Raw genomic sequence first — 26103 nt, 5'->3', positions numbered from 1 at the left:
CTCGCTGCTCGATTTAGTGATCAAGCAGCATTTTGTCTTCTAACAGTTCTACTTCGCGCTTTGCTTTTCGCTGCAAATAAGTTGATGCAAATACACCTGAAAGTGCGCCAACCATGCCAGCCATTGTCGGGATGGTGGCTTTTGATACACCTGAGGCCATCGAACGGGCACTACCCGTGCCTGTGATTGCCATCACATCAAACACTTCAATCATCCCTGTCACAGTACCTAGTAGCCCTAAAAGTGGACACAACGCCACCATGACATTGATGTAAGGTAAGTTGGCATTTAAGCGAATTCCCGCTCGTGAGATTTGCGCTTGGCGAATTTGCTCTGCATTCCAGCTGTTTCTTTCACTTCGTGATTTCCAAGCTGCGAGCAGTTCATTTTTGTATGTTCTGTAACGTCCAAATACGAACATAAAGCGTTCTAAAATCAGCAACCACATGGCGAAGATAATTAGTCCGATGACCAGCAGAACCTGGCCACCTGTATCTAAAAACTCTCGTAGCGCATTGATTGCTTCAACCAATAGGACCACGATTACGCTCCTTTTTCGCTTCGCTCTGCAATGATACCCGCACTTTGCTCTTGTAGGATAAGTAGCAAGTTACGTGAACGGGTATTAAGTAATGTGTATAGGAATACTGTTGGAATTGCGACTACCAGACCAAGTACTGTTGTAACAAGCGCTTGAGAGATACCACCAGCCATCAGTTTAGGGTCACCAGTACCGAATAACGTAATTGCTTGGAAGGTGTTAATCATACCTGTTACTGTACCTAGTAGACCTAGCAGTGGTGCGACAACTGAGATGATCTTAATCAGTGTTAGATTGCGCGTGATTTTTGGCATCTCGCGTAAAATTGCTTCACTTAATTTAAGCTCTAACGTGTCGTACGCTACATCAGGATACTGATCTTTAACTTTCATCACTCGACCAAGCGGGTTGTCATCACGTGCGGTGCTATCTTTAAGCTGACGGTTAATTTTGGCACCCATTAGCATAAGTGAGATAAAACGCTCTAGTGCGATGATAAGCGCTAAAACACCAACACCAAGGATGACATAGCCTACAGCACCACCTTGATGAACCTGCTCTTCGGTATTCGGCGCTTGAACAAGTAGGCCAAGGATAGAACCACCTGTTGGATCTAGTGCAAACTCAACAACGCCTGATTTAGCCGCTTGTAAATCCGCTGCTGTTTCTGTGAAGCGAGCTACCGGTTGACGTGTTAGTTCAGAAATAGTGTTGGTTACAGGGTTATAAGTTAGGTACTTACCATCAGCAATAAGGTTAAATGCACCAACTCGTACTACCTCTTTAGTCTCTTTAGAACCACCAGCTACGATAACCTCGTTGTTAAAGCGAGTGATTTTCCCTTGCTCTGTCATTTCACGTTGCAATTCGAACCATACTTTTTCGATATCTTCAATCGAAGCCAAACGTGACGTTGAGCCCATTTTCTTGGCCATCTCATCCATAAATTCGCTCCGACCAGGAATTTGCGCCGACACAACCGAAGTTTGGAATTTGTTGCTTGAGTCACCCGCTACTTGTTGCATTACACCAAATAGCTCTTTTAAAGAGCCCATGCGCTTTGACAAAGTATCGGTTAAGTTTTGTAACTTAATTTCGTTTTCTTCAAACTGAGTTTCTAAACGCTCTGAACGTGCAAGTTCATCATTACGCTTTTGCGTTAATTGGTTAAGCATTGCGACTTGTTGATCTTGCTTAGCTTTAAACTCTGCTTCACGCGCCTGATTTTGTTTGCTTTGAGCAACTTGACCTTGCTCTAGTGTTTTAAGTAACGAGTCCAAGTTCAACGCTTCCTCTGCAAATGCAGAAGTTGAAAGCGCTAAAGTTGCTGCCAGAACAGCGTGTTTGCTAAATTGCTTGATAAATTTCATGATGAACCTCTTATTCCGACGCGTGAACTGGGAGCGATAACATATCTGGGGCAAGTTGCTTACGCGCTATGCGTATGCCTTTTTTGATTTGGCTGATACTTGTATCTTCAAGTGCTACAAATTTCTTTGCAGATTGATCCCAGCTGCCAGCAAGAGAACCATCTTTTGTGACATAAAGTAGCTCCATACGACCGATCCGTAAGAAGTCAACTTCACGCTCTTGACCTTCAACATCTAATAACGCTGTATACGCTTCGATAGTGCGGCCATAATCCACCTCTACTTGATACGCTTCAAGCACACGACGGAATTTTTCACTTGATGTTACATCGGCGCGGTCCATCATCGCTCTTAGGCTAGCTAGACGCTCTGCGCGCTCTTTTGGAAGAAATGGTACGTCTAGTTGAACGAACTGCTCTAACCCCGTGATCATACGAAGCATTAAAGGTGTAATTTGACGTTCAATAACCGACACCTGATCCATCGACGCATTGATAGCGTTCATTTCATCAAGTTGGTTTTTAATTTGTTTGTCTAATTGCGCGTTATATACATTTAGTCCGTCAATCTCTTTATTGAGAGTTTTGAACTTTTGTAAACGCGATTGCATTGAGTCTGCAATTGAATCTATCTTGGTTTGAGTCTTTTGTGCAGATTCGTTAATTGCACTACTTTTCTCGACGACTTGGTTTAAGTCATTCGCTTGAACGCTTGACGCAGTTGCAAGCAAACCTGCCAACAACAGGGGGTTAACGCACTTCATCGCATACACCTTAAGTTTTGCTAGTAATTAAATTGGGTGCAGTTTAAGGGTGGTTAATGACAGTAGTGTTGCGCAAACAATACAGAAAAATGACAATAGAAATAAAAGGTACACACTTACCTGTACAAGCCTTTTATTTCCTGACTTGCAACAATGTTCTCTAATTTAGAGACAAGAAAGGCCAGCGTCTAATATGGCTGGCCTTTGTTAAATTTAGATAATGGTTACATTAAACTTTAAATTTCATCACCATCTTTTCTAGTTCATCAAACTGAGCTTGTAACTGTCTGCATTCGCCAAGCGTGGCCTGTAAGTTCTCCGAACCTTGAATAGATAGATCACTAATATGATGAATGTCGCTATCTAACGATTGGATCACGGTATTTTGTTCTTGCGTTGCACTTGCAACAGCATGGTTAACACCATCAATTGAATCAATCGCATTACTTACTTCATGCATTTTCTCGCCTGCCTGAGTCGCTTGAGAAGCACTCTTAGCTGAATCTTCAAGCGAAGACTTCATCACCGCAACGGCTGAAGCCGACCCCTGTTGCAGCTCTATAATCGTGGCTTCGATTTCTCGGGTAGAGTCTTGGGTACGTTGTGCAAGCTGCCTTACTTCATCTGCTACCACAGCAAAGCCTCGACCCGCTTCCCCTGCTCGGGCAGCTTCAATAGCAGCGTTAAGTGCAAGTAAGTTAGTTTGCTCACTGACACCTTTAATCACCTCAAGTACCTGTCCAATGCTTGCTGAGTGCTTATCCAAGCTATCTACGGTTGATTGTGCTTGTGCCATTTTGTCACTCAAAGAGGCAATCTCAGCAATGTTGGCGTTTAATGCTGTTTGGCTATCAATACTCAGTTTGTTTGCCTCAGTTGCCAGCTCAGACGCGTGACTGGCGTTGTTTGAGATCTCAACAGCACTTGATGAGAGTTCGTTGATTGCCGTCGCTACATTGTCAGTTCGCTTCGTTTGGTCGCTGTACATACGTAAAGTAGATTGAGTTTGCGCAATCAAGCTCTCTACAGAGTGTTCAAGTGTGATCGTTGTGTCTCTTACTTGAGAAATAGAGTCGTGAATTTTCTCTATGAACAAATTAAAGTAATTAGATAGTTCACCAAACTCGTCCTCACTTTCAACGTGTAAGCGCCGAGTCAAATCACCTTCACCTTGGGCAATATCTTTAATCGCATAGTTCAATTGCTCTACTGGCTTCATCAGGTACTTTAGTAATAACTTCAGCATCAATACGATGACTATTACACCCAGTAGCATATAAATGGCTGCCATATTTCTAAATGACGATACAGATGAGTAAGCTATTTCTTTGTTGATCACTACACCTAAATACCAATCAACATTTTTGATCCCTTGCATTTTGACAAACGAGATTAAGCGTTCAGTGCCATCAATTTCTTCTTCGATAAACTCACTTTGTAATGGCAAACGCTTACCAAACAGATCCGCCATAGGTTTATCATTTAGCTTGGTATTAGGATGAGACAAAATACGGCCTTCTGAGTCGAGCAAAAAACCATAGCCAAAGCCCAAAAAGTCAATTTCATTGATGATATCGGTGATGGTTGCCATATCTATGTCACCACCGGCTACACCTAAAAATTCGCTACCACTGGTTACGGGAACCACAGCTGAAATTGTTAACTCATTGGTGGTTACATCAATATATGGATTGGTAAAGGCTGTGCCGTTTTTTTCTTGTGCTAATTTATACCACGGTCGGGTTGTTGCATCGTAATCTGGGGGTAACACGATACTTGGATCATCGAGGATAAAATCTCCTTCACGCATACCTATGTACACATTTTTGAAATCCCCCGCCGCATCGGCAGTTGCTAAGCGTCGCAAAATCTGTTCTTTCGAGTCAGATGCGCGATGACCAAGCGCAACAGAGCCAACAATATCTAGCCTATCGTTGAGCCAATTGGCGATATTTTGTGACACAGACTGAGAAATCTCTTGAAGCACTAAGGTTAGTTGCTCTTGGGTCTGACTACGCATCACAATAAAATTATTGACGGTAAATAATCCTAACACCATCACTAATACCACTGAGGCAGCAATGGTGACTTTGGTAGTGAACTTAAACGATTTAAACATTATGAGCCTATTATTATAAATTTTACGCTGAAACCCGTTGCCATAAGTTGCACACAACGTCTGATCAAATCAGGCTTTAATTCATATGTAACAAAATTAAACTGGTTTGTCTTATCGTATCGGTCAGTATCTGAGATTTTTTAGCAAAATTAGTTAAATCATGTACATTCGTATAAAAAGCAGACGATTTATTGCTTAACTTTCGATAACTACAAAAAGTATAGATTGAAAAATCGAATATGGGCTAGCCTCAGCTCAAGGATTGTTAGGCCCATATTAACTTTGCCAGAGACTTGTCAAAGTAGATATAATTTGGAACGTTCCTATAATTTCCGCTTATATCTGCAATGAATACGTATTCAGCCGAGGTTTAATTTAAATATAAAAGAAACAAAAAAGGCAAGCGAATGCTTGCCTTAAGAAAAGTGACAGCTATTTACTTAGCTATGCTATGCCAACGCTTAGTCCAATTTACAACATTTAAACCGTACCAAGCGATGTATAAGTAACATACTAAAGGAACGATAAAACTTACTTGGATATTAAGATTGTCTGCGAACAGACCTTGGATCAATGGCACAATTGCACCGCCTACGATTGCTAAGCACAACCATCCAGAACCTTTACTGGTTAAAGAACCTAGCCCTTCAATTGCCACTGAAAAAATGGTAGGAAACATAATAGAATTAAACAAGCCAATCGCTAAAACCGCCCACATGGCCACTCTACCACTTGAAGACATGGTTAGAGCTAGCAGTGCAACAATACAAAGCGCGTTAAATGTTAGCGCTTTTGATGGTGCTACCTTTTGTAACAATGCCGACCCGATAAAGCGCCCTACCATCGCGCCGCCCCAATAATAACTGATTAACTTAGCGGCAGCATGTTCTTCAAGGCCCGCGATATTCGGCTGTGCAAAATAGTTAACTAAAAAACTACCAATTGCCACTTCAGCCCCTACGTAACAAAAAATAGCACCAACGCCCATAACGAGGTGTGGCGCAGCAAACAAACTATGCTCTTTAGCCTTGCAATCTTGCTCATCACTGTGCGACTCAATGGTTGGTAACTTTAAAAATGCAAAAACAATGGCGATGGTAAGTAGCGCCCCAGCTAGCATTAGATAAGGCACTTTTACTGATTCAGCACCTGCTTCTGCTGCCATTGCACCAGCCGTACCGAAAAATAATAAACCGCCAACATATGGACCAACGGTCGTTCCAAGAGAGTTTAAGGCTTGAGCCAAATTCAAACGACTTGATGCTGTTTTGGCTGGACCTAATGCTGCTACATAAGGGTTTGCAGAAACTTGCAACACAGTAATGCCAGAGGCTAGTACAAATAAAGCGCCTAAGAATAGCCAATACTCATGGACCACAACAGCAGGATAAAACAGCATACAGCCAATTGACGCGACCACTAAACCGGTGAGCACACCATTTTTGTATCCAAGCTTTTTAACCAAGACACCAGCTGGCAAAGAAACAATAAAGTAAGCGCTGAAAAAGCAAAACTGGATCATCATCGCTTCAGTGTAATTGAGATCAAATACCCCTTTGAGCCTCGGGATCAATACATCGTTGAGGACCGTGATAAATCCCCACAGGAAAAATAATGTGGTCATTGCACTGAGCGGTAACAAATAGTTTTTGTTTTCGTCATTACCTTGCGCAACGTAACTTTGATTTGTGTTTATATCACTCACAAGAAAAACTCCAATTAAAAGGATAAATTAGAGTTTACACGCTGTAACAATAAAATCACATGCTCAAACATGGAACGTTCCATGCTATTCGGTACGTTATTTGTGCATTTTATGTGACTTTTAAAAAGCTCTTTAATCAACTCTGATGACACAGCTTCATTTGCTCGACCAAAGCATTAGCCAGTGGTGATGAGGCATTACTCTTCGATGTAATTAATACAACCGGGATTTTATACGAATAGCGCTCTGGCAAAATTGCTTTGAATAAGCCTTTTTCTACCCAATAACTTGCGTAATGATCTGGTAGGTAACCAATAAATTGTCCCGACAAGATCAGGTGAGCTATCCCTTCGTCGTGGTATGCCACAGCGGTGTTTTGGTAATTTAAGCCATCATTACGCGTTTCTTTGTCGCGCATATAGTTACTACTTACAACTTCAGCCTGTTGTAATAAGGCATCAACTTGGTTGGGTTCGCACGCAAACAAGGGATGTGCAATACCGCAATATAAAAAGTTACTCTCATTGTAGAGAGGAAAATAGTCAAGCCCACGTAAATGATGACGGCTTACTCCCAAGCCAACTAAAGAACGACCATTTACTACCGATGTTTCAACTTCTCGCGCCTCACACACATTGATATCAAATTGAATGTTGTTACTTTTCTTTTTTAAAGCGGCAATTGCTCGAGCCACACCACAACGAGGATCGCTGACCATAGTGTCGATTACTGAGATGGTTGCACGTCCCGATAACGCATTTTTTGAGCTTGCTACCGTTGTTGCAAATGCTTCGCACTGCTGCATTAGCTCTAAAGAGGCTTGATAAGTTATGCGCCCTGGTTCTGTCAGCTCAAAACCGCTGCGCCCTCGTTTGCACAGCTTTAATCCTAATCGTACTTCTAAGTCCGATAGATGTGAACTTATCGTCGAGCGGCCAATATTTAAGCGTGATTCAGCGGCCGATAAACCACCACACTCAACGATAGCAACAAATATTCTCAGTAAGCGTAAATCAACGTCTTGGACCTGCATATGATGACCTTTGTGAATGGTTGAACTTTTAGTTCGATATTATCGGAATGAATTACGATTATTATGCATTTATAAAACATCTAGCACAAGTTAGCATATCGGCATAGCAGCGAAACATTCATCGCAACAAGATGATATTTAGGAGAATAATATGACGTTTAGATATGGTGTTGACCGTCTAAATCTAGATATTGTAAATGGTATTGCAAATGGCAGTATCAAAGCAGAGCTTTGCCAAGAGGCGCTAGATAAAATTAATAAAAGCCGCAGCAATGTTGAAAAAATGGCAGCTTCTAACAAAGCCATATACGGTATTAACACTGGATTTGGTCCGCTGTGTGATACGCAAATTTCACCAGCAGAAACGCATCTATTACAAAAAAACTTGCTGATCACACATGCAGTCGGTGTGGGTGAGCCAATCGCAAAGCCAATATCAAAGCTTATGTTGATCACCAAAGTACACGCGTTAAGCCAAGGTTTTTCAGGTATCCGCCTAGAAGTGGTTGAGCGCATGTTAAAATTCATTGAGCTTGATTTAATTCCAGTGGTGCCAGAGCAAGGCTCGGTTGGCGCATCGGGCGACTTAGCGCCACTGTCTCACCTGTTTTTACCTCTACTTGGTGAAGGTGAGTTTTGGCAAGGTGACGCCATGGTGCCTGCGGCACAAGCACTGAAAGAACATGGTTTAGAGCCGCTAGAGCTGCATGCTAAAGAAGGCTTGGCGCTTATCAATGGCACGCAGTTTATTTTATCTCACGCCATTACAGCACTGACTAAAATGCGCTATTTGCTTGATTTAGCTGACCTTGCAGGTGCGATGAGCATTGAAGGTATGCAAGGCAGCCAATCACCGTTTAGAGAAGAGCTACACCAAATTCGTGCGTTTGCCGGCAATATTGAAGTAGCCGCACGTATGCGTCGATTCTTTAAAGACTCGCAAAACATGGCTGCACATACTGATTGCGACCGTGTACAAGATCCATATTCACTGCGCTGTATTCCACAGGTGCATGGTGCATCTCGTAATGCCTACAATCACCTAAAAGAACTCGCGGAAATTGAGATGAACTCGGTTACCGACAATCCAATCGTGATAAGTGAAGAAGAAGCGATTTCAGGCGGTAGCTTCCACGGTCAACCTTTGGCGATGGTGTTAGATTATGCGTCAATTGCAGCTGCAGAACTTGGTAATATCTCTGACAGACGTTGTTACTTATTACTAGAAGGCTTGCACGGTCTGCCTCGTTTACTCACCAAGTCAGGTGGATTGAACTCGGGTATGATGATCCCGCAGTACACAACAGCAGCTTTAGTGACTGAAAACAAATCGCTATGCTTCCCACCATCGGCAGATAGCGTACCAACCTCAATGGGCCAAGAAGATCATGTATCTATGGGTAGCATCTCAGGTCGGAAGCTTAATCAAATTTTAGGTAATCTTGAAAAAATCTTGGCTATTGAATTGATGTATGCGGCACAGGCAATCGAGTTTAGACGCCCAAATACCTGCTCAGACATCATCGAAGAGAACTTTAAGGTGATCCGCGCTAAAGTTGCCAAACTAGAAGAAGATAGATTATTGAAACCTGACATCGATGCCATGATTGCATTAGTGAAGTCTCAAGCATTTACCGTAAACTAAGGGAGAGTTGTGATGAATTTTCAAGAGCAAATTAAACAAGGGATCCCAAGCGTTTTACCTGCACCTAAGCCATATCCAGCTGATGCGAATCGCGCACCAAAACGTAAAGACATTTTAACTACTGACGAAAAGCAATTAGCTATTCGCAATGCGCTGCGTTATTTCCCAAAAGAGTGGCATCAAGAGCTTGCGGCTGAGTTTGCCCAAGAGCTTAAAGATTTCGGTCGCATTTACATGTATCGCTTTAAGCCAAACTACGAGTTAAAAGCACGCGCGATTTCAGATTACCCAGCCAAGTGCGAACAAGCTGCAGCTATCATGCTGATGATCGACAACAACCTCGACCCAGCCGTTGCTCAGCACCCAGAAGAACTTATCACTTACGGTGGTAACGGCGCTGTATTCCAAAACTGGGCGCAGTATTTGTTAGCAATGAAGTATTTAAGCGAAATGGAAGAAGACCAAACGCTGCACATGTACTCAGGCCATCCTATGGGCTTATTTCCGTCATCTAAAGAAGCGCCACGTGTGGTTGTGACCAATGGAATGATGATCCCCAATTACTCAAAACCAGATGATTGGGAGCGTTTTAACGCGCTAGGCGTGACTCAGTACGGCCAGATGACAGCTGGCTCGTTTATGTACATTGGTCCGCAAGGTATTGTACATGGCACTACTATTACGGTAATGAACGCGTTCCGCAAAGTACTCAAAAAAGGCGAAAGCCCACAAGGAAAAATATTCCTAACTGCGGGTCTTGGTGGCATGAGCGGTGCACAACCTAAAGCAGGTAATATCGCAAACTGTATCACCGTATGTGCAGAGGTTAATCCTAAAGCTGCTACCAAGCGTCACCAGCAAGGTTGGGTTGATGAACTTATCGACAATATGGACGCGTTGCTCTCACGTGTTAAACACGCGCAAGCTAACGAAGAAGTGGTGTCTATTGCTTACATCGGCAACGTGGTGGATGTATGGGAAGCTTTCTATGAGCACGACATATTTGTTCACCTAGGCTCAGATCAAACATCACTGCATAACCCTTGGTCAGGCGGTTATTACCCTGTTGATATTAGCTACGAAGAATCAAACCGTTTAATTCGTGAAGAACCTGAGTTATTTAAAGAAAAAGTACAGGCAACGCTAAAACGCCATGCTGATGCTGTGAACAAGCACACCGCAAAAGGTACCTACTTCTTTGATTATGGTAATGCCTTTTTGCTTGAAGCATCACGTGCTGGTGGCGACGTAATGGCCGAAAACGGTATTGACTTTAAATACCCGTCTTACGTGCAAGATATTCTTGGCCCTATGTGTTTTGACTATGGTTTTGGCCCGTTCCGATGGGTATGTACTTCAGGCAAGCCTGAAGATTTAGACAAAACCGATGCCATTGCCGCAGACGTGCTAAACAAAATCATGGCTGAATCGCCAGCAGAAATTCAACAACAGATGCAAGACAACATCACTTGGATCAAAGACGCCAAACAAAACAAGTTAGTGGTAGGTTCACAAGCGCGTATTTTGTATGCCGATGCACAAGGCCGTGCTGAAATAGCCAAAGCCTTTAATGATGCAATTTCACGCGGTGAAATTGGCCCTGTGGTATTAGGCCGAGACCACCACGATGTAAGCGGCACAGATTCACCGTTCCGTGAAACTTCAAACATTTATGATGGCAGTCGCTTTACAGCGGATATGGCAATTCACAATGTGATTGGTGATAGCTTCCGTGGCGCAACATGGGTATCAATCCACAATGGTGGCGGTGTTGGTTGGGGAGAAGTGATCAACGGCGGATTTGGTATGCTACTTGATGGCACACCTGAAGCTGAAAATCGTCTTAAATCAATGTTATTGTTTGATGTAAACAACGGTATTGCTCGTCGTAGCTGGGCACGTAACGAAGAAGCTAACTTTGCTATTAAACGCGAAATGGCGCGTACGCCTAAGTTAAAAGTAACGCTTGCAAATAACGTTGATGATGAGATTTTAAATAACTTGTCACTTTAAGTTAGAAATTACGGAGTTATTCCATTTCGATGGAATAACTCTTTATTAAATAAAGTGTTACTTGTTAATCCGGTCTTTGAAGGCAAAAATACTTAAGTAAAGGCCTTAATCACAATCATATGTCGGCCAAGTGGCTACATAATTCTCAAACTCATGCTCTAAATCAACAGTATTGTCTTTGGTTACACGCCCTTTTACGCTAATTCCAGCAGCGTGCATTTTGTCTTTACTGCCATTATTTAAAAGCGGATGCCAGCTGGCAAGCCCTCGCCCTTCGTGTAACCGACGGTAGCTACAGCTTTGTGGCATAAAAAAAGTGTCTTTCAAATTGTCTTTAGTCAACTTAACGCAAGATGGTACCAGTTGCTGTCGCTCACTGTATCTTGTGCAACCACAGCTGTTGTCGTCGATATATTGGCAAACTAAGCTAGTATAGATGAGCGTTTCACCTTCTCGCAAAAAGTTGGTGCTGGCGAAGTCTTCATCTTCTTCATGTTCGCTGTCGATAAAGCTATTAAGGCAACATTTACCGCATCCGTCACAAATGGCTTCCCATTCTTGTTGATTCATTTGCTCTAGGCTTTTTGTTTGCCAAAACGGTGCGTCTGTCATGCTACTTCAACCATCTTTATACATAAAACGATGGAGTTTACTTAAATATAAACAGTGACGCAAAGATCACACAACATCGTACGCAAAACTTTTCGGTAAGCTGAATTCAACACATATCCCGCCAAGCAAGCTGTTGTTTGAGGTGATTTCTCCATGATGGGCCTGAATAATCTTTTTACATACCGCGAGGCCCATACCTTTGCCTCCAAGCAAATTACTGCGAGAAGGCTCTTGCCTAAACAAAGGTTCTAACAACATTTGGTGCGCTTCGTAAGACAACGGACTGCCAGAGTTTTCGACTCGAATGACCATGTTCTCGTCGTTTTCTATAAAGCTCAACATGATTTCTACGCGACTATCACCAAACTTAACTGCATTGCTGACAACTTCCTCAACAACTTGGATGATGGCCTTTTTATCTATATACAACGACTCTAATTCATTTATTTGGCAATTAAGGCTCAACTTCTGATTTTTAAGATCCAACTTTTGCAAGCACAAATGGTGTACCTCATTGATAAAAGGCTTAATTTGCGTAGCTTGAATATTTAATCCGTAGTGTAGATCTTTTGAATCGCTGACTAACATCAAGGTGTTGATAAATTCATTCAGTTCATCAATTTTGTCATGTAACTTACGATAGGAATCATGCACATTGTCGACGATATTGTGTTGCAATGACTCAACCTGAATTTTCATAACCGTCAGTGGTGTTCTCAGCTCATGAGATAAATCGGTAAATAATCGCTGCTCTTGCTTTTTCACTTGCTCTGATTGTTGCTTTGAAAAACGTTGTTCCTGTAATACCGATTGATTTAGCGCGTTCACTTGATTTTGCAAATGATAAACGAGCTGATGTTGAACAGACTTATGCTGCACCGCCATTGCTACCGTAAATAAGCAAACTTCTATTGAATAGCCGACCTTAATATAAGTTGAAATTTCAAACGCGGAGAAAACATTGCCAAAGCTTGCACCCAGTATAGTCAAAACGTTCACAAATAAAACGTGATTAAACAGGCTGATAGCGAAAATTTTTATACCAGGTGCACGCTGTTTAAAACACCAGTAACAGGTATACAAAAACACCAAAATAATTAGCGAACTAGCAAGCAAATTGTAAAATACACTCTGTAAAATCAGCGCTAAAGGTATCAATATAAGATAAATTGAAATACACCCTATATAGATTTTATCGAGAAACACATGATAGTGCGCTAACTGTAGAAAGCTTCGAACAAAAAGTAAGTGAAATATCGGCACCAACACCATTAGCAAAATGGAAAATGTATTGGCAAATTCTCCTAAATTCGGCCACAAATATTGGTACGTGAATCCAGCCATATCTGTCACGATAAGTAAAAACATCAATGTCCAAATTGCATAAAAGACGTTGGTTAAGTTACGATTAAAGTACAAATTAACAATTACTATCAATAATATAGCTATAACCACACCGGCGATAACTGCGTTGTTCAGTACACTCAGCTGCGCAGTTTGAATAAAGTGCTCGGGAGAATGAATGACTATCTTGGCGGGGGCGTTAGCAAACGTTTGATACTTTATAAACAATGTTTTTCTTTTCTTGGGTTGCAATTTGATGGGCACATACATTTGTGGATATTTTAGTGTTCTATCAAAAAAAGTGCTTTTTTCATCAAGTTTGATAATGGCAGAAGGCTCTTCGTGCCAATACATTTCTAAGATAGGCAAACGTGCAAAACCAAACGAGACATACCAATCCTCTACGTTGGTAGTGTTATACAATTCTACTTTAGCCCACTTCCAATATGGCTTTATATGCGGTTTCTGTGTTGAGTAAGGTTTTAAAATTCCAGATAGAGACTGCAGCTGTGAGACAGATGTGATTTGTTTATCATAGTCATGAAAATATAAGGCGGATTTTTTTAGCTCGTACTCGCTTTGTTTATCTGATAATTCAATAGAGCTTGCCTGAACAAAACTGCTCAAGACCCAACTTATAAGTAATGTAAAAAGACGTGTTAGTTTCATGTGCCTACACAAGCCAATCTCAGTGCGGGCAATTTTATACGTTAAAAGTGTAGTAATTGTGGAGAAAACAACGCTAATTATGTGTTTTCTCCACCAAAAACAATACTAAATGATTATATTTATAACCATTTAAGGATTACCTAGCAGTTATTCCTCTTCAGTGTAATTAGTCAAAGCTCACAGTGGCTGTATCTGATGGCATAATCGCTTGAGAGCCATCATCTTCAACGACTGTTGCGGTTACTTGGTTTACATGTGGTGAACGGGCTACGATAGCGGTAAATTCACAGCTATAGCTATCGCCAGAGACTCTCTAATTAGGAATAAAATACTAGTTGTTCATCTGTCACAAATTCATTTTGCTTAAAAATGCACCACTCACGTACCTGCGAAAATAATTAAATCTCTAAGCTGAAATATTTCTGTAACAAAGTGATGTTGTAATTCGCACCATGAAATAAAAACGTCATCAAAATGTCATTTTTGGTGAGTACTGAGAGAGAAGTATTATGCGTAGTTCCGCAAACTCTGGCCTTTATAAATTTTTAAATTGGGCTGCGATTGCCCTACTGGTTTATTTAGTTTTAGTCGCTGTCAGCACAGTCAGTGGTGGTTTTAAAATCGCTTCTGGAGGTAGTGAAGGGGCAAAAGAAATTTTTGCGTTTGCAACCAATCCGTTTGTTGCTTTATTGTTGGGCGCATTGGCAACTGCGCTAGTGCAATCATCCTCAACTGTAACGTCTGTCATTGTTGGCCTGGTAGCAGGGGGATTACCTATCCATATTGCAATCCCTATGGTAATGGGTGCAAACATAGGCACAACTATAACTAATACACTGGTCTCTATTGGCCATATTCGTAATAAAGAAGAGTTTCAAAGGGCTTTTGCAGCGTCAACTGTTCATGACTTCTTTAACCTGATTGCGGTTGCTATTTTCCTTCCTTTAGAAATCATCTTTGGCTTACTACAAAAACTAGCGGCGAGTTTGTCTCACATTTTCGTAGGCGATGCGGACCTTTCATTAAAAAGCTATAACTTTATCAAGCCACTGGTAAAACCCACTGTCAGTTTGATAAAAGACGCTTTGGGCTTTTTGGACGGTAAAGCACTTGGCGTTGCAATGGTGGTTGCTGGAATAGGCCTAATCCTATTTGCCGTTACAGCTTTAGGTAAGTTACTTAAAAAAGCACTGGTTGGTAAAGCAAAAGACATCTTGCACAGCGCAATCGGCCGAGGTCCTATCGCAGGTATCGGTTCAGGCGCGGCGGTAACCATTATGGTACAGTCATCTTCTACAACGACTAGCTTAATGATCCCATTGGCAGGCAGTGGTGTTTTCAACACCCGTCAAATTTACCCGTTTACACTGGGCGCAAATATTGGCACGACCATTACCGCTCTATTAGCAGCGACGTCTATTACCGGTCCTGCGGCGGAAGTTGCACTCACAATCGCCTTGGTACATGTACTGTTTAACGTATTCGCGGTAGCTTTAATATATGGCGTTCCGGTATTGCGTGAGCTGCCAATTACACTTGCCGAAAAGCTTGCTCACGTTGGCGCCAACAACAAGTCAGCGGCGTTAGGTTACGTACTGGGTTCATTTTTTATCCTACCAGGCATTATTATGATGGCGGTAAGATAAGCGACGTATACTTGAAAATGCACTTGATTAAGGTTTGGAGGTTCTGAAACAAGTTCAGAATGACGAGACAATTTCAGGATCTCTCAAACCAACACATTAACGCCCAGCTGTGGCGTTTTTTTGTGCCTGCCTGTTTACTTTTAACTAAATAAATCTATATCGCGAATAAAATTAGTGCTAATTTATCAGCCCTAATACGGAAACAAATAATCATCAATAAGGATAAAAGAATGATTAACAACAGCGGGAGTTTGCTCAAAGCCATTTACGCATTGTTTTTATTAAGTGGTTCAGCAAGTGTGGCAAGTGTCGAACAACAATACCCTGTCACCGAACAAGTTTTATTAAGTGATGGCACAGCAGTGAGCACGCCATTTCACGTAGCTGGCAATCTAACCAGCGCATTCTTATCAATTCTTAAAACCAACCAAGCGAAAAAGTTTATTGCCCACAGCGAGTTTGAACCAATAGAAATCGCATGCAATGGTACTGGCACTAATCAAAGCATTGGTGTGTTGTACTTTCAAGATATAACTCAAAGCCCTGTAGGCGCGTACGCTGAAACTGTTAACACTATTGCTGTAAAACGAAAATCAGCCCAAGCTCTACCACTTCCCTGCTTGCCAAAACACGCCAGCAAAAGACAACAAATGCAATATCTACTTGCTGCTCAGCAAATTATGGCGCAAGCCAATGCTAACAATTTACAACAGGGCATACCGTCAGATTATGCCATGTATAATCAAGACCTTGAGCTAAACAACGCGCTTGCAATCAAAGCAGGTTTAGAGATTTGGGGATACCCAAAGTCGTTAGCTGAGATAAATCATTGGGTGGGTAAACACTATGTTGACATACAAGTAGGCGACGTTCCCGATTATACGCCAATTGTAGAGCTCAGCTATTTAAGGAAAATAGGTACTCAAACACCATTGTATAGCGCTGGGGATAACGTTTTACCGCAGTACCTTACACCAAATACTAATAAGGCTGCGCAATTAATGGAGATTTTGGAGTCGAAATCTGGTTGGGTACAGCCATTTGTTGGTTACTTCTGGGTAGGGCCATCAAATAGCAAAACGGCTATCGCATTGAAGAAAACGGGGTTTTATCCTGTAGCTGTTGTTGAATATACCAATGTGGTAGGCGTGGCCCTCCCCCTTTACAACAAGTAAGATGATTAAAACAGCAGATAAATCATCAAAAAGTCAGCACGCCGTCAGGTATTAAAATCCATTTCAAGTAAGGTATTCATAAATTAGTTGCACTTAAAATTAGAATAATTTTTTGATGGAAAAAGGATAATTATGAAACTTACTCTTGCTAACACGCTATTATTGTTTGTTTTTTTAGTATCAAGTGGCGGCAGTTTCGCTCAAGATAACTTCCCACCTACTGCAAAACGTTATTTTGGCCAAACCCCACCGAACTTAGTACCTAAACTATTTGCTCCGGGCATTGTTGCCACATCAGAACACCGTGAAACTGAAGTGCTGTTTTTACCGGATATGAGCGAATTATCATTTACTCGATCTGGTGGAGAGCATACTGAACCTAAATGGATTGTTATGCAGTTTAAAAATAACACGTGGAGTGAAAAACACATTCCGCCTGCGCAAATCAATCAGTATAAAGAAAAGTTCAGTCCGAGCGTTTCGCAAATAAACAGCCTCCCCCAGTTTAAAAATGTCCCGATTGTAGGCTTTACCTTTGCACCTTCAGGAACGATTTACTTTTATGTATTAGATTTCAAAGATGGCAGTGGCCATTTGAGTTATTCGCGCTTTATCAATGGCAAATACGAAACACCGCAAAAGATCACGCAAATCGATAGAGGAAATTATATCGCTCATCCTTTTATTGCCTCCGATGAATCGTATCTAATGTGGGATGCAGAAGTAAACGGAAAAACTAAACCTGATATTTTTATCAGCTTTAAACAAAAAGATGGCTCTTGGGGGGCGCCCAGAGACTTTGGTGATGCAATAAATACCAATGCGTACGAACAGCGTCCAAAAGTAACACCTGACGGTAAGTACTTATTTTTTTGGCGCGGTGATAAAAAGCTAAAAAAAGATGGTAGTAGTTATTGGATAGGAAATCCTCATTGGGTAGATGCAAAAATTATTGAAACACTTAAGCCCAAAGAGTAACTTCCTTTTAAGCGTATTTTAGGAATGAATGTCAGTGGCTTTAGCTGTTAGTTGTGTTAAAGCCAAATTTATTCCACGCCTTCGCTTTGGCCGCTTTAGTGCGGTCAATTGCACTATTAGCTGAGGAATATTAACCACAGCCAACTGCACTTTGTATCTACTGTTATGTTATTTCCATATTGTTTTAGCTAGCTAGTAAATAGCGCTTGATCTAAATCAATTAGCTCTATATATTAAAGTTTCAATAATTACTGAAACTTTAGAACAATGAATTTATCTCCAAGAATTGAAAACTTTGTACTGCACTGCGGTGAAATGGGTAGTCGCTGGGGTTTTAACAGAACCATAGGGCAAATGGTTGCACTTTTGGTGATCCACGAACAACCGCTGACTGCCAACGAAATAGCCGAATCACTGAAGATCAGCCGCGGCAATGTTAGTATGGGCATTAAAGAGTTACAGTCTTGGCAGCTCGTTAAAGTGACCCATATCCCCGGTGACAGAAAAGAATACTATGCACCTAATGGCAGTATTTGGGACTTAGCCAATCGCGTTTTTGAAGAACGCAGAAAACGAGAAATCGACCCAACCCTTTCTTTGCTTCGTGATCAAATACTTGAAGGAAGTGAAAGCCCAGAAGAGGAATACGCTCAAAATCAAATTCAAACAATCCACGATTTACTAGAGACCATTACTAAATGGTCGGCAGAGTTACAACGTTTATCCCCCGAGCAGTTACAAACACTGATGAAGTTAGGCTCTTCTGTAAGTAAAGTAATTGATTTAAAGGATAAATTGCTTAAAAAATCTTAATCGCCGAGGTGCGTCATGCTTGATACCTTGCTGTTGTCGCGAATACAATTTGCCGCCAATATTAGCTTTCATATTTTATTTCCTACCATCACCATAGCCTTAGCTTGGTTTTTAGTTTTCTTTAAAGTCAAATACGATCGAACACAGCACCCGGTTTGGCTCAGGGCCTATCGTTTTTGGGTAAAAATATTCGCACTCACCTTCGCATTGGGTGTTGTCAGCGGTATAACCATGTCGTTTCAATTTGGTACAAATTGGCCAGGTTTCATGGAAAAAGTTGGTAACATTGCGGGCCCCTTGCTGGGCTATGAAGTACTAACCGCATTTTTTATGGAAGCCACATTTTTAGGTGTAATGCTATTTGGTATGAAGCGCGTTTCACCAAAAGTACATACTCTAGCAACCATCATTGTTGCAGTAGGTACTAGCTTATCGGCGTTTTGGATACTCTCGCTCAACTCCTGGATGCAAACGCCCACAGGGTTTGAGATACGAAATGGCGTAGTGTTTCCAACTGATTGGTTTGCAGTAATATTTAATCCGTCATTCCCCTATCGACTCGCCCATATGTTGCTAGCCAGCGGTTTAACAGCCGCATTTCTAATTGCTGGAGTGAGCAGCTATAGGTTGTTAAAAGGCGATGATAAAAAAGCGCCACAGCTGACTTTAAAAGTCTCATTAACTGTTGCTGCTTTGTTAGCACCACTGCAAATGTTTGTAGGTGACTTACATGGTTTAAACACTTTTGAGCATCAACCACAAAAAGTGGCTGCAATGGAAGGCGTGTGGGAAACAGAAAAAGGCGCACCACTACTGCTTTTTGCCATTCCTAATGAGCAGACCAAGTCTAACGATTTTGAAATTGCTATTCCCAACATGGCGAGCATTATTTTAACGCATGAGAAAAACGGAGAAATCAAAGGACTTAATGAATTCCCAAATGCTACACCACCGGTAAAACCTGTCTTTTTTGGTTTTAGAATTATGGTGGGTATGGGCCTATTAATGATTGTTGTTGCCTTGTATTTCCGTTTTACACTTTGGCGTAACGACACTCTAGCTCCGTGGCAACTAAAGGCGCTTGTTGCCATGAGTTTTTCAGGTTGGTTAGCCACTTTAGCTGGCTGGTACGTAACAGAAATTGGCCGCCAGCCATTCTTGGTAACAGGGGTTTTGCGTGTTGAAGAAGCTGTCACTCCTGTTGCAAGTGATAATGTATTATTGTCACTGATTGCCTATTTAACGGTCTATGTGCTGCTACTTATTGCGTACATTAGAACACTTTTTTACACCGCAGATAAATCGGTTGAAGTAGAAGAATATCAACGCCCCTCAATAGAGGAGAATGTTTATGCTTGATGCACACTCGCTATCTTTCATATATGCCTCGTTAATGGCACTGGCAATACTACTGTATGCCATTCTAGATGGGTATGACTTAGGTGTTGGCATTTTATTGCCAACTGATGATGAAGCTCATGCTGATACTATGATTGCATCAATCGGCCCGTTTTGGGATGCCAACGAAACATGGTTAGTGCTTGCTGTTGGCTTGGCTCTTATCGCTTTTCCACTTGCGCACAGCATGATTTTACAGGCGCTTTATCTACCAGTAACTGTCATGTTGATTGGTTTAATTATTCGCGGCGTTGCGTTTGATTTTAGAGCCAAAGCTAAAACAAAGCGTAAATCTATGTGGAACAAGCTATTCAAAATAGGTTCTATCATCAGCGCATTTATGCAAGGCTATATGCTAGGTTTGTACGTTATGTCCTTCGAAACCAATGTGCTGGCGATAACGTTCGCTGTATTAAGCGGTGTAGGAGTTGTTGCTGCGTATGCACTCATAGGTGCTGCTTGGTTGATACTAAAAACCGAAGGAAAATTGCAGCTTGATGCTATTCGGTGGTGCCAAGTATCTACGCGGATGGCTTTTTTTGGTGTCATTGCGGTGTCGGCAGTAAACCCGGTTATTAATCACAGTGTTTATGAACGCTGGTTTACCTCAGATATATTTCTACTGATTTTGCCCATCCCCGTTATTTGTCTTGCTTTATTTGTGTTGCTCGACCGTATTTTAGGGCAACTAAAGTCACAGCCCGATGTAGGAGTATGGTTACCCTTTTTGATCTCAAGCGTTATTTTTGTGCTGTGCTTTTTTGGTATTTTGTACAGTTTTTACCCTTATGTCGTACCGGGCAAACTTACCATTTTTGAAGCCTTAGCAGCGCCAGAGTCACTTAACTTTTTACTATACGGCGTCATAGTCGTGGTACCAACGATTCTTGCATATACCGCATTTTCGTATCGGGTATTTTGGGGGAAAGTTCAACCACTTTCATACTATTGACATTAAACGTATGTAAAACAAAGTAAAAGTTCATTACACACTTGTAGGCATTTAAGCCACACCAAAAAGGCAGCATGTTGGAATGCTGCCTTTTTTATTTGCCTCTAAACATTCAGTTTGAGCAATTAAAGTGGCCAAGCAACTCATAGTTCGCTTTGTAATTATTCTATACAGTTCGTTACCTGATTGATCATTATGACTCTCAAAAAATTAACGCTAAGGCGTGTAAATTTCTCAGTCAAATTTGAGTGCCTAAAACTATTGTTGCCATTTATTCATGTTACTGTTTTTCATTTGAATTTTTGTCGAATTCTTCTTGTTGACAGCATTGATATTCGTTGTTAGTTTTGCGCCGACAACACTTGCTATAGCATTAAACATATCAAGTGATGAACAGTCCCTAACGGGAGTTTTATACGCTAATGCAAATGGCTTACGGCAAGTAACCATTTAACAAGGAAGAACATTTGTGAACTCAATTACTGTCGCTATCTTCGATGTTAACAAAGACGGTATCCTCGCTGGAGCACAGAATAAATCTGCTCGGGTTCTGCACGCTATATTAACGGCTCAGCCAAACATAAAAATTATCATTGTCACCGGAAAAATGATTCGAAAAAGCAAGCTTGACGGCGTTGACGTTTTTATAGTGCCTGGCGGCGGCGTGGTGTTGTTTCAGCAGTGGGTTCTTGGCTTTCGCGGTAGAAAAATCGTACGAGACTTTGTTCGCAAAGGAGGCGGGTATTTTGGCATCTGCTCTGGTGCGTTCCTTGCCACAAATGCACGTTTTGGTTGGCTTGGGTTGGTGGATGTAAAGCTACATGATATGAAACACCAAAACCGCGGTGGTGGCCTAATCAATGTAAAGCTAAATTCCGAGCATGCCGAGGCTATCCTTTCGCCGCGATGGACACAAAATGCAGTTTATCCCATGCTCTACTGGCAAGGTCCGCTGATGGTTATTCCGTCACAAAGCAAACCTTCTCAAGCTAAACGCGCGCTAGAATTTGGTACCATAAATGAAATTGCTGCTTTTGGTGCGGTGATAGAACCAGAGGGCGCAGAAGATGAGAATATTCGCTTTCCTGAATATTTTAGTGATGAACATATGAGCGGCCACACCGCCTGCATAAGCACCACCTTTGGCAAAGGCCGTGTTTTTATATCAAGCCCTCATTTGGAGCACCCTGAAGAAAACCAAGGTATGATCCCTGAGATCATCCGGTGGACGGCACAAAAAGACACCATACAGTAGCCTCAGCGCTGGTCAGATTTATGGGCTTTTACTTACTAGGATTTTAAGGGGTAAGTACATACTCCATATGAACTTTATCAAGCCCCTGCGCGTAACCATCTTTAACTATGTGAGTAACTTTAAAACCGTGCCTTTCGTAAAACCCTTTTGTGTGTTGGGATGTATCAATTAGCACCAGACTGTCACCATATTCTTCCAAAATACTGGCCAGTCTATACTTCAACAAAAAAGAGCCTATCGACTGTCCATGATTGCTCTTGAGTACCATACCCCAACAAAGCCCAACTGCCCTGCCACATTTTTCGTAGCCACCGCAGGCAACGACTTCAAGATTATTCAAAACTACAAAATATGGGTTAAAAAGCGCTTCTGTTGCTAAGTAAGCCTCGAATTCGTCGGTCTCATCGTCACTGAAGTATTTGTCTAAATTACTGTGAAATAGTGTTAAACAAGCCTCTTTATATCTTTCTGTGTATTTCACTACTTTCATAACTCTACCTAACAGTTAATGCCACTTGAACAAACGCTGCAACCAAAAAGGCCATAATAAACTGAACAACTGTGCTATTTATTATGGCCTGCGATTAGATCCAAACTGGTTCTAACGCTTAAATTTTTGGATATCCGATTCTATCAGATAGGTAGCCTACACTTGTTGCAAAATAGTACGAACGATTCCAGTGCATTAGGGCTTTATAGTTATCATACGCTAAGTACATACGGCCGTTGATATCATCTGGCATAACGAGCGCGGCACTAACGTCAACTTTAGGTAAATCGCTACCATCGGCACGACGCAAACCCAGAGCTTGCCAATCTTCTAACGAACGCTCAGAGTCTTTCCAATACTCAAGCCACTCTTGTCGTGTTTTGGTACCACGTTTAAGTACGTATTTGTGGTCAAAATTCTCTGGTAACTTCACTTGGCGTCCCCAAGTTAAGTTGTCATTCCAACCAGCTTGCTTGAGGTAGTTTGCAATTGAAGCAAAGGCGTCTACCTGCGTAGTCCAAATATCTTTGCGACCGTCTTTGTTGTAGTCGACTGCATAAGAGTTAAACGAGGTTGGCATAAATTGCGTTTGCCCCATAGCTCCAGCCCAAGATCCTTTAAAATCTTCAAGCGTGATATGGCCCTCTTTTAAGATATCGAGCGCCGCCCATAGTTGGCGTTTATACATCTCTTCTCGACGGCCATCAAAAGCTAAAGTCACTAGCGCGCTAATAACTGGATAGCCACCTTGAATACGGCCAAAGTTACTTTCCAACCCCCATAACGCAACGATAAAGCGTGCTTGTACACCGTATTCTTTGGCTATTTTTTCTAAAATCGTTTTGTGCTCTTTGTAGAGCTTGCGCGCTTGACTTATTTTCCATTGCGGCACACGCTTTGGTAAGTAAGTTTCTAATGTTTCGACTATTTCTGGTTGGTTTTTGTCATTGGTGATGACTTTTTCCTTAAACTGAGCGGTCGAAAACGCTTTTTCTATCAAAGCTTGGTCATACCCTTTCGCTTGTGCTTCCATCTTTAGCTTAGCAACGTATTTGTCAAACTTCTCTTGTGTATTAGCCCAAACGGAGCTAGATAAGCACAGCGCGCTTACTAGCACAGTTAATTTTTTAATCACTGGACGCTCCATTTTGTTTTTTGAATTGGTCTAGAAGATTTTCTTCCGGCGGAGGAAGCTGCAAGTAAAACCCATCGCTGCTTAATTTTTCCTTAACCTGTGCAATATCGGCTATACCCAGTTTGCTGCGTTTTGATAAATCAAACATCATAACGTACTTAGGTCGCCCAAACATGGCCATTAACGGCTCTGGTACTTTAGAAAAATCATCTCTTTTTTCTATATAAAGGTAGGTATCCGCTTTTTTTAAGCTTTTATAAACAGCAGTGAGCATTATAACCCTATAAATTCTTGCTTATGTCTAATTGGCACTATACCATGACAGTCATTGTATTTGGAAAGTTTTGCGACTTACAAACGTATAAAATACGGGGCCAAAACAACAATTACGCACGTGAATACGCCCGTGAATACGCCCGTGAAATATACCCATGCAAACCTGAGTATTCTTTTTATAAAAATACAGCTTTAGGTTTGCTTAAGTATGAAGTCTGCATTTTATAGAGCGCTTATGTCAGAACAAACATTTGAGTTAAAAGGAAACCTTTTTACCTTGTCAGTGTTGCACTTGTTCTCAGTTGACATCACCCAACTTAGAAAAGAGCTAGACGAGAAGATTTCTCAAGCACCAAAATTTTTTATTGGTGCACCTATCGTTATCAATTTAGCAAAACTTCAAGACACCGATGTCGACTTTGCAACATTAAAACAAACACTTCTTGACTTACAATTAAACCCTGTTGGCATTTGCAATGGCACAGAGCAGCAAAATGAAGCGGCAAAGGCAGTTAAACTATCAGTTTTAAACTACAGTAAAGATAATGCAAAACCAGTTCAACCTAAGCAAAGTAACACTGAAGTGGTTGAAATTGAAAAAGAAGTTTATCTACCGCCACAAATCGTTCAGACCACGGTCAGATCAGGTCAGCAAATCTACGCAAAAAACAGAGATTTGATTGTTTTAGGTGCGGTTAGCCACGGTGCAGAAGTTATCGCCGATGGTAATATTCATATTTATGGTACTTTGAGAGGCCGAGCAATTGCCGGAGCTCAAGGGTACGATGAAGCAGCAATTTATTGCCAGCGTCTTGAAGCCGAATTGGTTTCTATTAATGGCAGCTACTGGATCAGCGACTCTTTACAAGGGGAGCTGTGGGGTAAAGCTGCACAAGTAAAACAAAAAAATGATTCTTTAGAAATAACAGCTTTGGTCAAAGGATAAATCACATGGCAAAAATTATTGTCGTAACTTCAGGTAAAGGCGGTGTAGGCAAAACTACGTCTAGCGCAGCTATTGGTACGGGCCTTGCACTTAAAGGCTACAAAACAGCCATCATCGATTTTGATATTGGCCTTCGTAATTTAGATTTAATCATGGGCTGCGAACGCCGTGTGGTCTACGATTTTGTTAATGTCATCAATGGTGAAGCAAATCTCAATCAAGCGTTAATTAAAGACAAGCGAGTGGATAAACTATTTATTCTCCCGGCTTCTCAAACGCGTGATAAAGATGCACTAACTCGTGAAGGCGTTGAACGTGTTTTGAATGAACTCAAAGACAAGTTTGATTTCATTATTTGCGACTCCCCTGCGGGTATTGAAGCGGGAGCCATGATGGCGCTTTATTTTGCCGATGAAGCAATCGTTACTACCAATCCTGAAGTATCTTCAGTACGTGACTCTGACAGAATCCTAGGTATTTTGCAAAGTAAGTCAAAACGCGCAGAAGACGGCTTAGAGCCAGTAAAAGAGCACCTATTGTTAACTCGTTACAATCCAAGTCGTGTTGCAGCTGGTGAAATGTTGTCTGTGGAAGATGTACAAGAAATTTTGGCTATCGATTTACTAGGTGTTATTCCTGAGTCAACAGCTGTGCTTAATGCATCGAACTCAGGTCAGCCGGTGGTATTAGACAGTGAATCAGATGCGGGCCAAGCCTACAATGATGCTATCAACCGTTTACTTGGTGAAATTGTTGATTTCCGTTTTCTTAATGTTGAGAAAAAGGGCATTCTAAAACGGATTTTTGGAGGTTAACGTGTCGTTACTTGACTATTTTCGTTCAGAGAAAAAAAACAGCGCGTCGCTTGCCAAAGAGCGTTTGCAAATAATTGTTGCGCATGAGCGCTCAAAACGCGGTACACCTGATTACTTGCCACAACTGAAGCAAGACATTTTGGACGTGATCCGTAAATATGTAAAAGTAGACTCAGATGCAGTCAATGTGCAATTTGAGCAAAACGAAGACGATTTAGCAGTATTAGAGTTGAATGTCACGCTTCCAGACGATGACAGAGAGCCTAAATAGCTAAATGAAAAACCAAAATATCGACCCTGTAACAGATTCTGTGTAACTGCCATTTAGTTGATATGTCTTTCGAGGCGTTCCTCGAATTCGATAATAAATCGACTCATCGCCTGACGCCAGTTTTGAATGGGCATTGTCC

23 protein-coding genes are annotated in these 26103 nt (G+C 41.5%); 12 read left to right on the top strand and 11 right to left on the bottom strand.

What is annotated here, in order from left to right:
• Positions 1-13 precede the first annotated feature (13 nt).
• From HC733_RS15675 to HC733_RS15650, 6 genes are all read right to left on the bottom strand, one after another.
• Positions 14-541: a MotA/TolQ/ExbB proton channel family protein gene (locus HC733_RS15675; protein ID WP_190365956.1), complete on the bottom strand. Its 528-nt coding sequence runs from the start codon at positions 539-541 to the stop codon at positions 14-16.
• Positions 542-543: 2 nt separating this feature from the next.
• Positions 544-1911, bottom strand: a complete 1368-nt coding sequence (locus tag HC733_RS15670) for a MotA/TolQ/ExbB proton channel family protein (protein WP_190365955.1) — start codon at positions 1909-1911, stop codon at positions 544-546.
• A gap of 10 nt (positions 1912-1921) precedes the next feature.
• Positions 1922-2674 carry a DUF3450 domain-containing protein gene (locus tag HC733_RS15665; protein ID WP_190365954.1) on the bottom strand — a complete coding sequence of 251 codons (753 nt, stop codon included), beginning with the start codon at positions 2672-2674 and terminating at the stop codon, positions 1922-1924.
• 229 nt (positions 2675-2903) lie between these two features.
• Complete coding sequence (locus HC733_RS15660) at positions 2904-4793, bottom strand: methyl-accepting chemotaxis protein (protein WP_190365953.1); 1890 nt, start codon at positions 4791-4793, stop codon at positions 2904-2906.
• Between the two features lie 436 nt (positions 4794-5229).
• Positions 5230-6498 carry a glucose/galactose MFS transporter gene (locus HC733_RS15655; RefSeq protein WP_190365952.1) on the bottom strand — a complete coding sequence of 423 codons (1269 nt, stop codon included), beginning with the start codon at positions 6496-6498 and terminating at the stop codon, positions 5230-5232.
• Between the two features lie 136 nt (positions 6499-6634).
• Positions 6635-7531 carry a LysR family transcriptional regulator gene (locus HC733_RS15650; protein WP_190365951.1) on the bottom strand — a complete coding sequence of 299 codons (897 nt, stop codon included), beginning with the start codon at positions 7529-7531 and terminating at the stop codon, positions 6635-6637.
• A gap of 151 nt (positions 7532-7682) precedes the next feature.
• On the opposite strand from HC733_RS15650, the gene hutH reads away from it, so the two are divergent.
• Positions 7683-9176, top strand: a complete 1494-nt coding sequence (gene hutH / locus HC733_RS15645) for a histidine ammonia-lyase (RefSeq protein ID WP_190365950.1) — start codon at positions 7683-7685, stop codon at positions 9174-9176.
• 12 nt (positions 9177-9188) lie between these two features.
• Positions 9189-11189 (top strand): urocanate hydratase, encoded by a 2001-nt coding sequence (locus HC733_RS15640; RefSeq protein WP_190365968.1) that lies wholly within the window; start codon positions 9189-9191, stop codon positions 11187-11189.
• Positions 11190-11294: 105 nt separating this feature from the next.
• Here the strand turns inward: HC733_RS15640 and HC733_RS15635 are convergent, their stop codons facing one another.
• Positions 11295-11801 (bottom strand): YcgN family cysteine cluster protein, encoded by a 507-nt coding sequence (locus tag HC733_RS15635; protein ID WP_190365949.1) that lies wholly within the window; start codon positions 11799-11801, stop codon positions 11295-11297.
• Between the two features lie 66 nt (positions 11802-11867).
• A complete protein-coding gene (locus HC733_RS15630; protein WP_190365948.1) occupies positions 11868-13814 on the bottom strand; it encodes a sensor histidine kinase in 1947 nt (648 codons plus the stop codon).
• 509 nt (positions 13815-14323) lie between these two features.
• Between HC733_RS15630 and HC733_RS15625 the strand changes: the two genes are divergently transcribed.
• The 7 genes from HC733_RS15625 (at position 14324) to HC733_RS15595 (ending at position 22031) form a co-directional block, all read left to right on the top strand.
• Positions 14324-15460 carry a Na/Pi symporter gene (locus HC733_RS15625; RefSeq protein WP_190365947.1) on the top strand — a complete coding sequence of 379 codons (1137 nt, stop codon included), beginning with the start codon at positions 14324-14326 and terminating at the stop codon, positions 15458-15460.
• Between the two features lie 230 nt (positions 15461-15690).
• Positions 15691-16635 (top strand): hypothetical protein, encoded by a 945-nt coding sequence (locus HC733_RS15620; RefSeq protein WP_190365946.1) that lies wholly within the window; start codon positions 15691-15693, stop codon positions 16633-16635.
• A gap of 132 nt (positions 16636-16767) precedes the next feature.
• Complete coding sequence (locus HC733_RS15615) at positions 16768-17613, top strand: hypothetical protein (RefSeq protein WP_190365945.1); 846 nt, start codon at positions 16768-16770, stop codon at positions 17611-17613.
• Positions 17614-17880: 267 nt separating this feature from the next.
• Positions 17881-18426, top strand: coding sequence for a GbsR/MarR family transcriptional regulator (locus tag HC733_RS15610; RefSeq protein ID WP_190365944.1), 546 nt, complete (start codon positions 17881-17883; stop codon positions 18424-18426).
• A 15-nt stretch (positions 18427-18441) separates the two neighbouring features.
• Complete coding sequence (locus HC733_RS15605) at positions 18442-19785, top strand: cytochrome ubiquinol oxidase subunit I (protein ID WP_190365943.1); 1344 nt, start codon at positions 18442-18444, stop codon at positions 19783-19785.
• Positions 19778-20776, top strand: a complete 999-nt coding sequence (locus tag HC733_RS15600; RefSeq protein WP_190365942.1) for a cytochrome d ubiquinol oxidase subunit II — start codon at positions 19778-19780, stop codon at positions 20774-20776. Before HC733_RS15605 ends, HC733_RS15600 begins: the two co-directional genes overlap by 8 nt.
• A gap of 469 nt (positions 20777-21245) precedes the next feature.
• Positions 21246-22031 (top strand): BPL-N domain-containing protein, encoded by a 786-nt coding sequence (locus tag HC733_RS15595; RefSeq protein ID WP_190365941.1) that lies wholly within the window; start codon positions 21246-21248, stop codon positions 22029-22031.
• A 43-nt stretch (positions 22032-22074) separates the two neighbouring features.
• Here HC733_RS15595 and HC733_RS15590 read toward each other — a convergent pair whose 3' ends face one another.
• From HC733_RS15590 to HC733_RS15580, 3 genes are all read right to left on the bottom strand, one after another.
• Positions 22075-22521: a GNAT family N-acetyltransferase gene (locus HC733_RS15590; protein ID WP_190365940.1), complete on the bottom strand. Its 447-nt coding sequence runs from the start codon at positions 22519-22521 to the stop codon at positions 22075-22077.
• A 118-nt stretch (positions 22522-22639) separates the two neighbouring features.
• Positions 22640-23656 (bottom strand): lytic murein transglycosylase, encoded by a 1017-nt coding sequence (locus HC733_RS15585; protein ID WP_190365939.1) that lies wholly within the window; start codon positions 23654-23656, stop codon positions 22640-22642.
• Complete coding sequence (locus HC733_RS15580; protein ID WP_190365938.1) at positions 23649-23930, bottom strand: YcgL domain-containing protein; 282 nt, start codon at positions 23928-23930, stop codon at positions 23649-23651. Before HC733_RS15580 ends, HC733_RS15585 begins: the two co-directional genes overlap by 8 nt.
• A gap of 237 nt (positions 23931-24167) precedes the next feature.
• On the opposite strand from HC733_RS15580, the gene minC reads away from it, so the two are divergent.
• The 3 genes from minC to minE are packed head-to-tail and all read left to right on the top strand — an operon-like array spanning position 24168 to position 25964.
• Complete coding sequence (minC, locus tag HC733_RS15575) at positions 24168-24878, top strand: septum site-determining protein MinC (protein ID WP_190365937.1); 711 nt, start codon at positions 24168-24170, stop codon at positions 24876-24878.
• 5 nt (positions 24879-24883) lie between these two features.
• A complete protein-coding gene (gene minD / locus HC733_RS15570) occupies positions 24884-25693 on the top strand; it encodes a septum site-determining protein MinD (protein WP_190365936.1) in 810 nt (269 codons plus the stop codon).
• Position 25694: 1 nt separating this feature from the next.
• On the top strand, positions 25695-25964 hold the full coding sequence (minE, locus tag HC733_RS15565) for a cell division topological specificity factor MinE (protein WP_190365935.1): 270 nt from the start codon (positions 25695-25697) through the stop codon (positions 25962-25964).
• The last annotated feature ends 139 nt before the right edge of the window (positions 25965-26103 follow it).

Origin of the sequence: Pseudoalteromonas sp. S16_S37 (assembly GCF_014694405.1) — a bacterium.
GTDB lineage: Bacteria > Pseudomonadota > Gammaproteobacteria > Enterobacterales > Alteromonadaceae > Pseudoalteromonas.
Note: the sequence above shows the minus strand (reverse complement) of the source record. Positions and strands in the feature narration are given on the sequence as shown.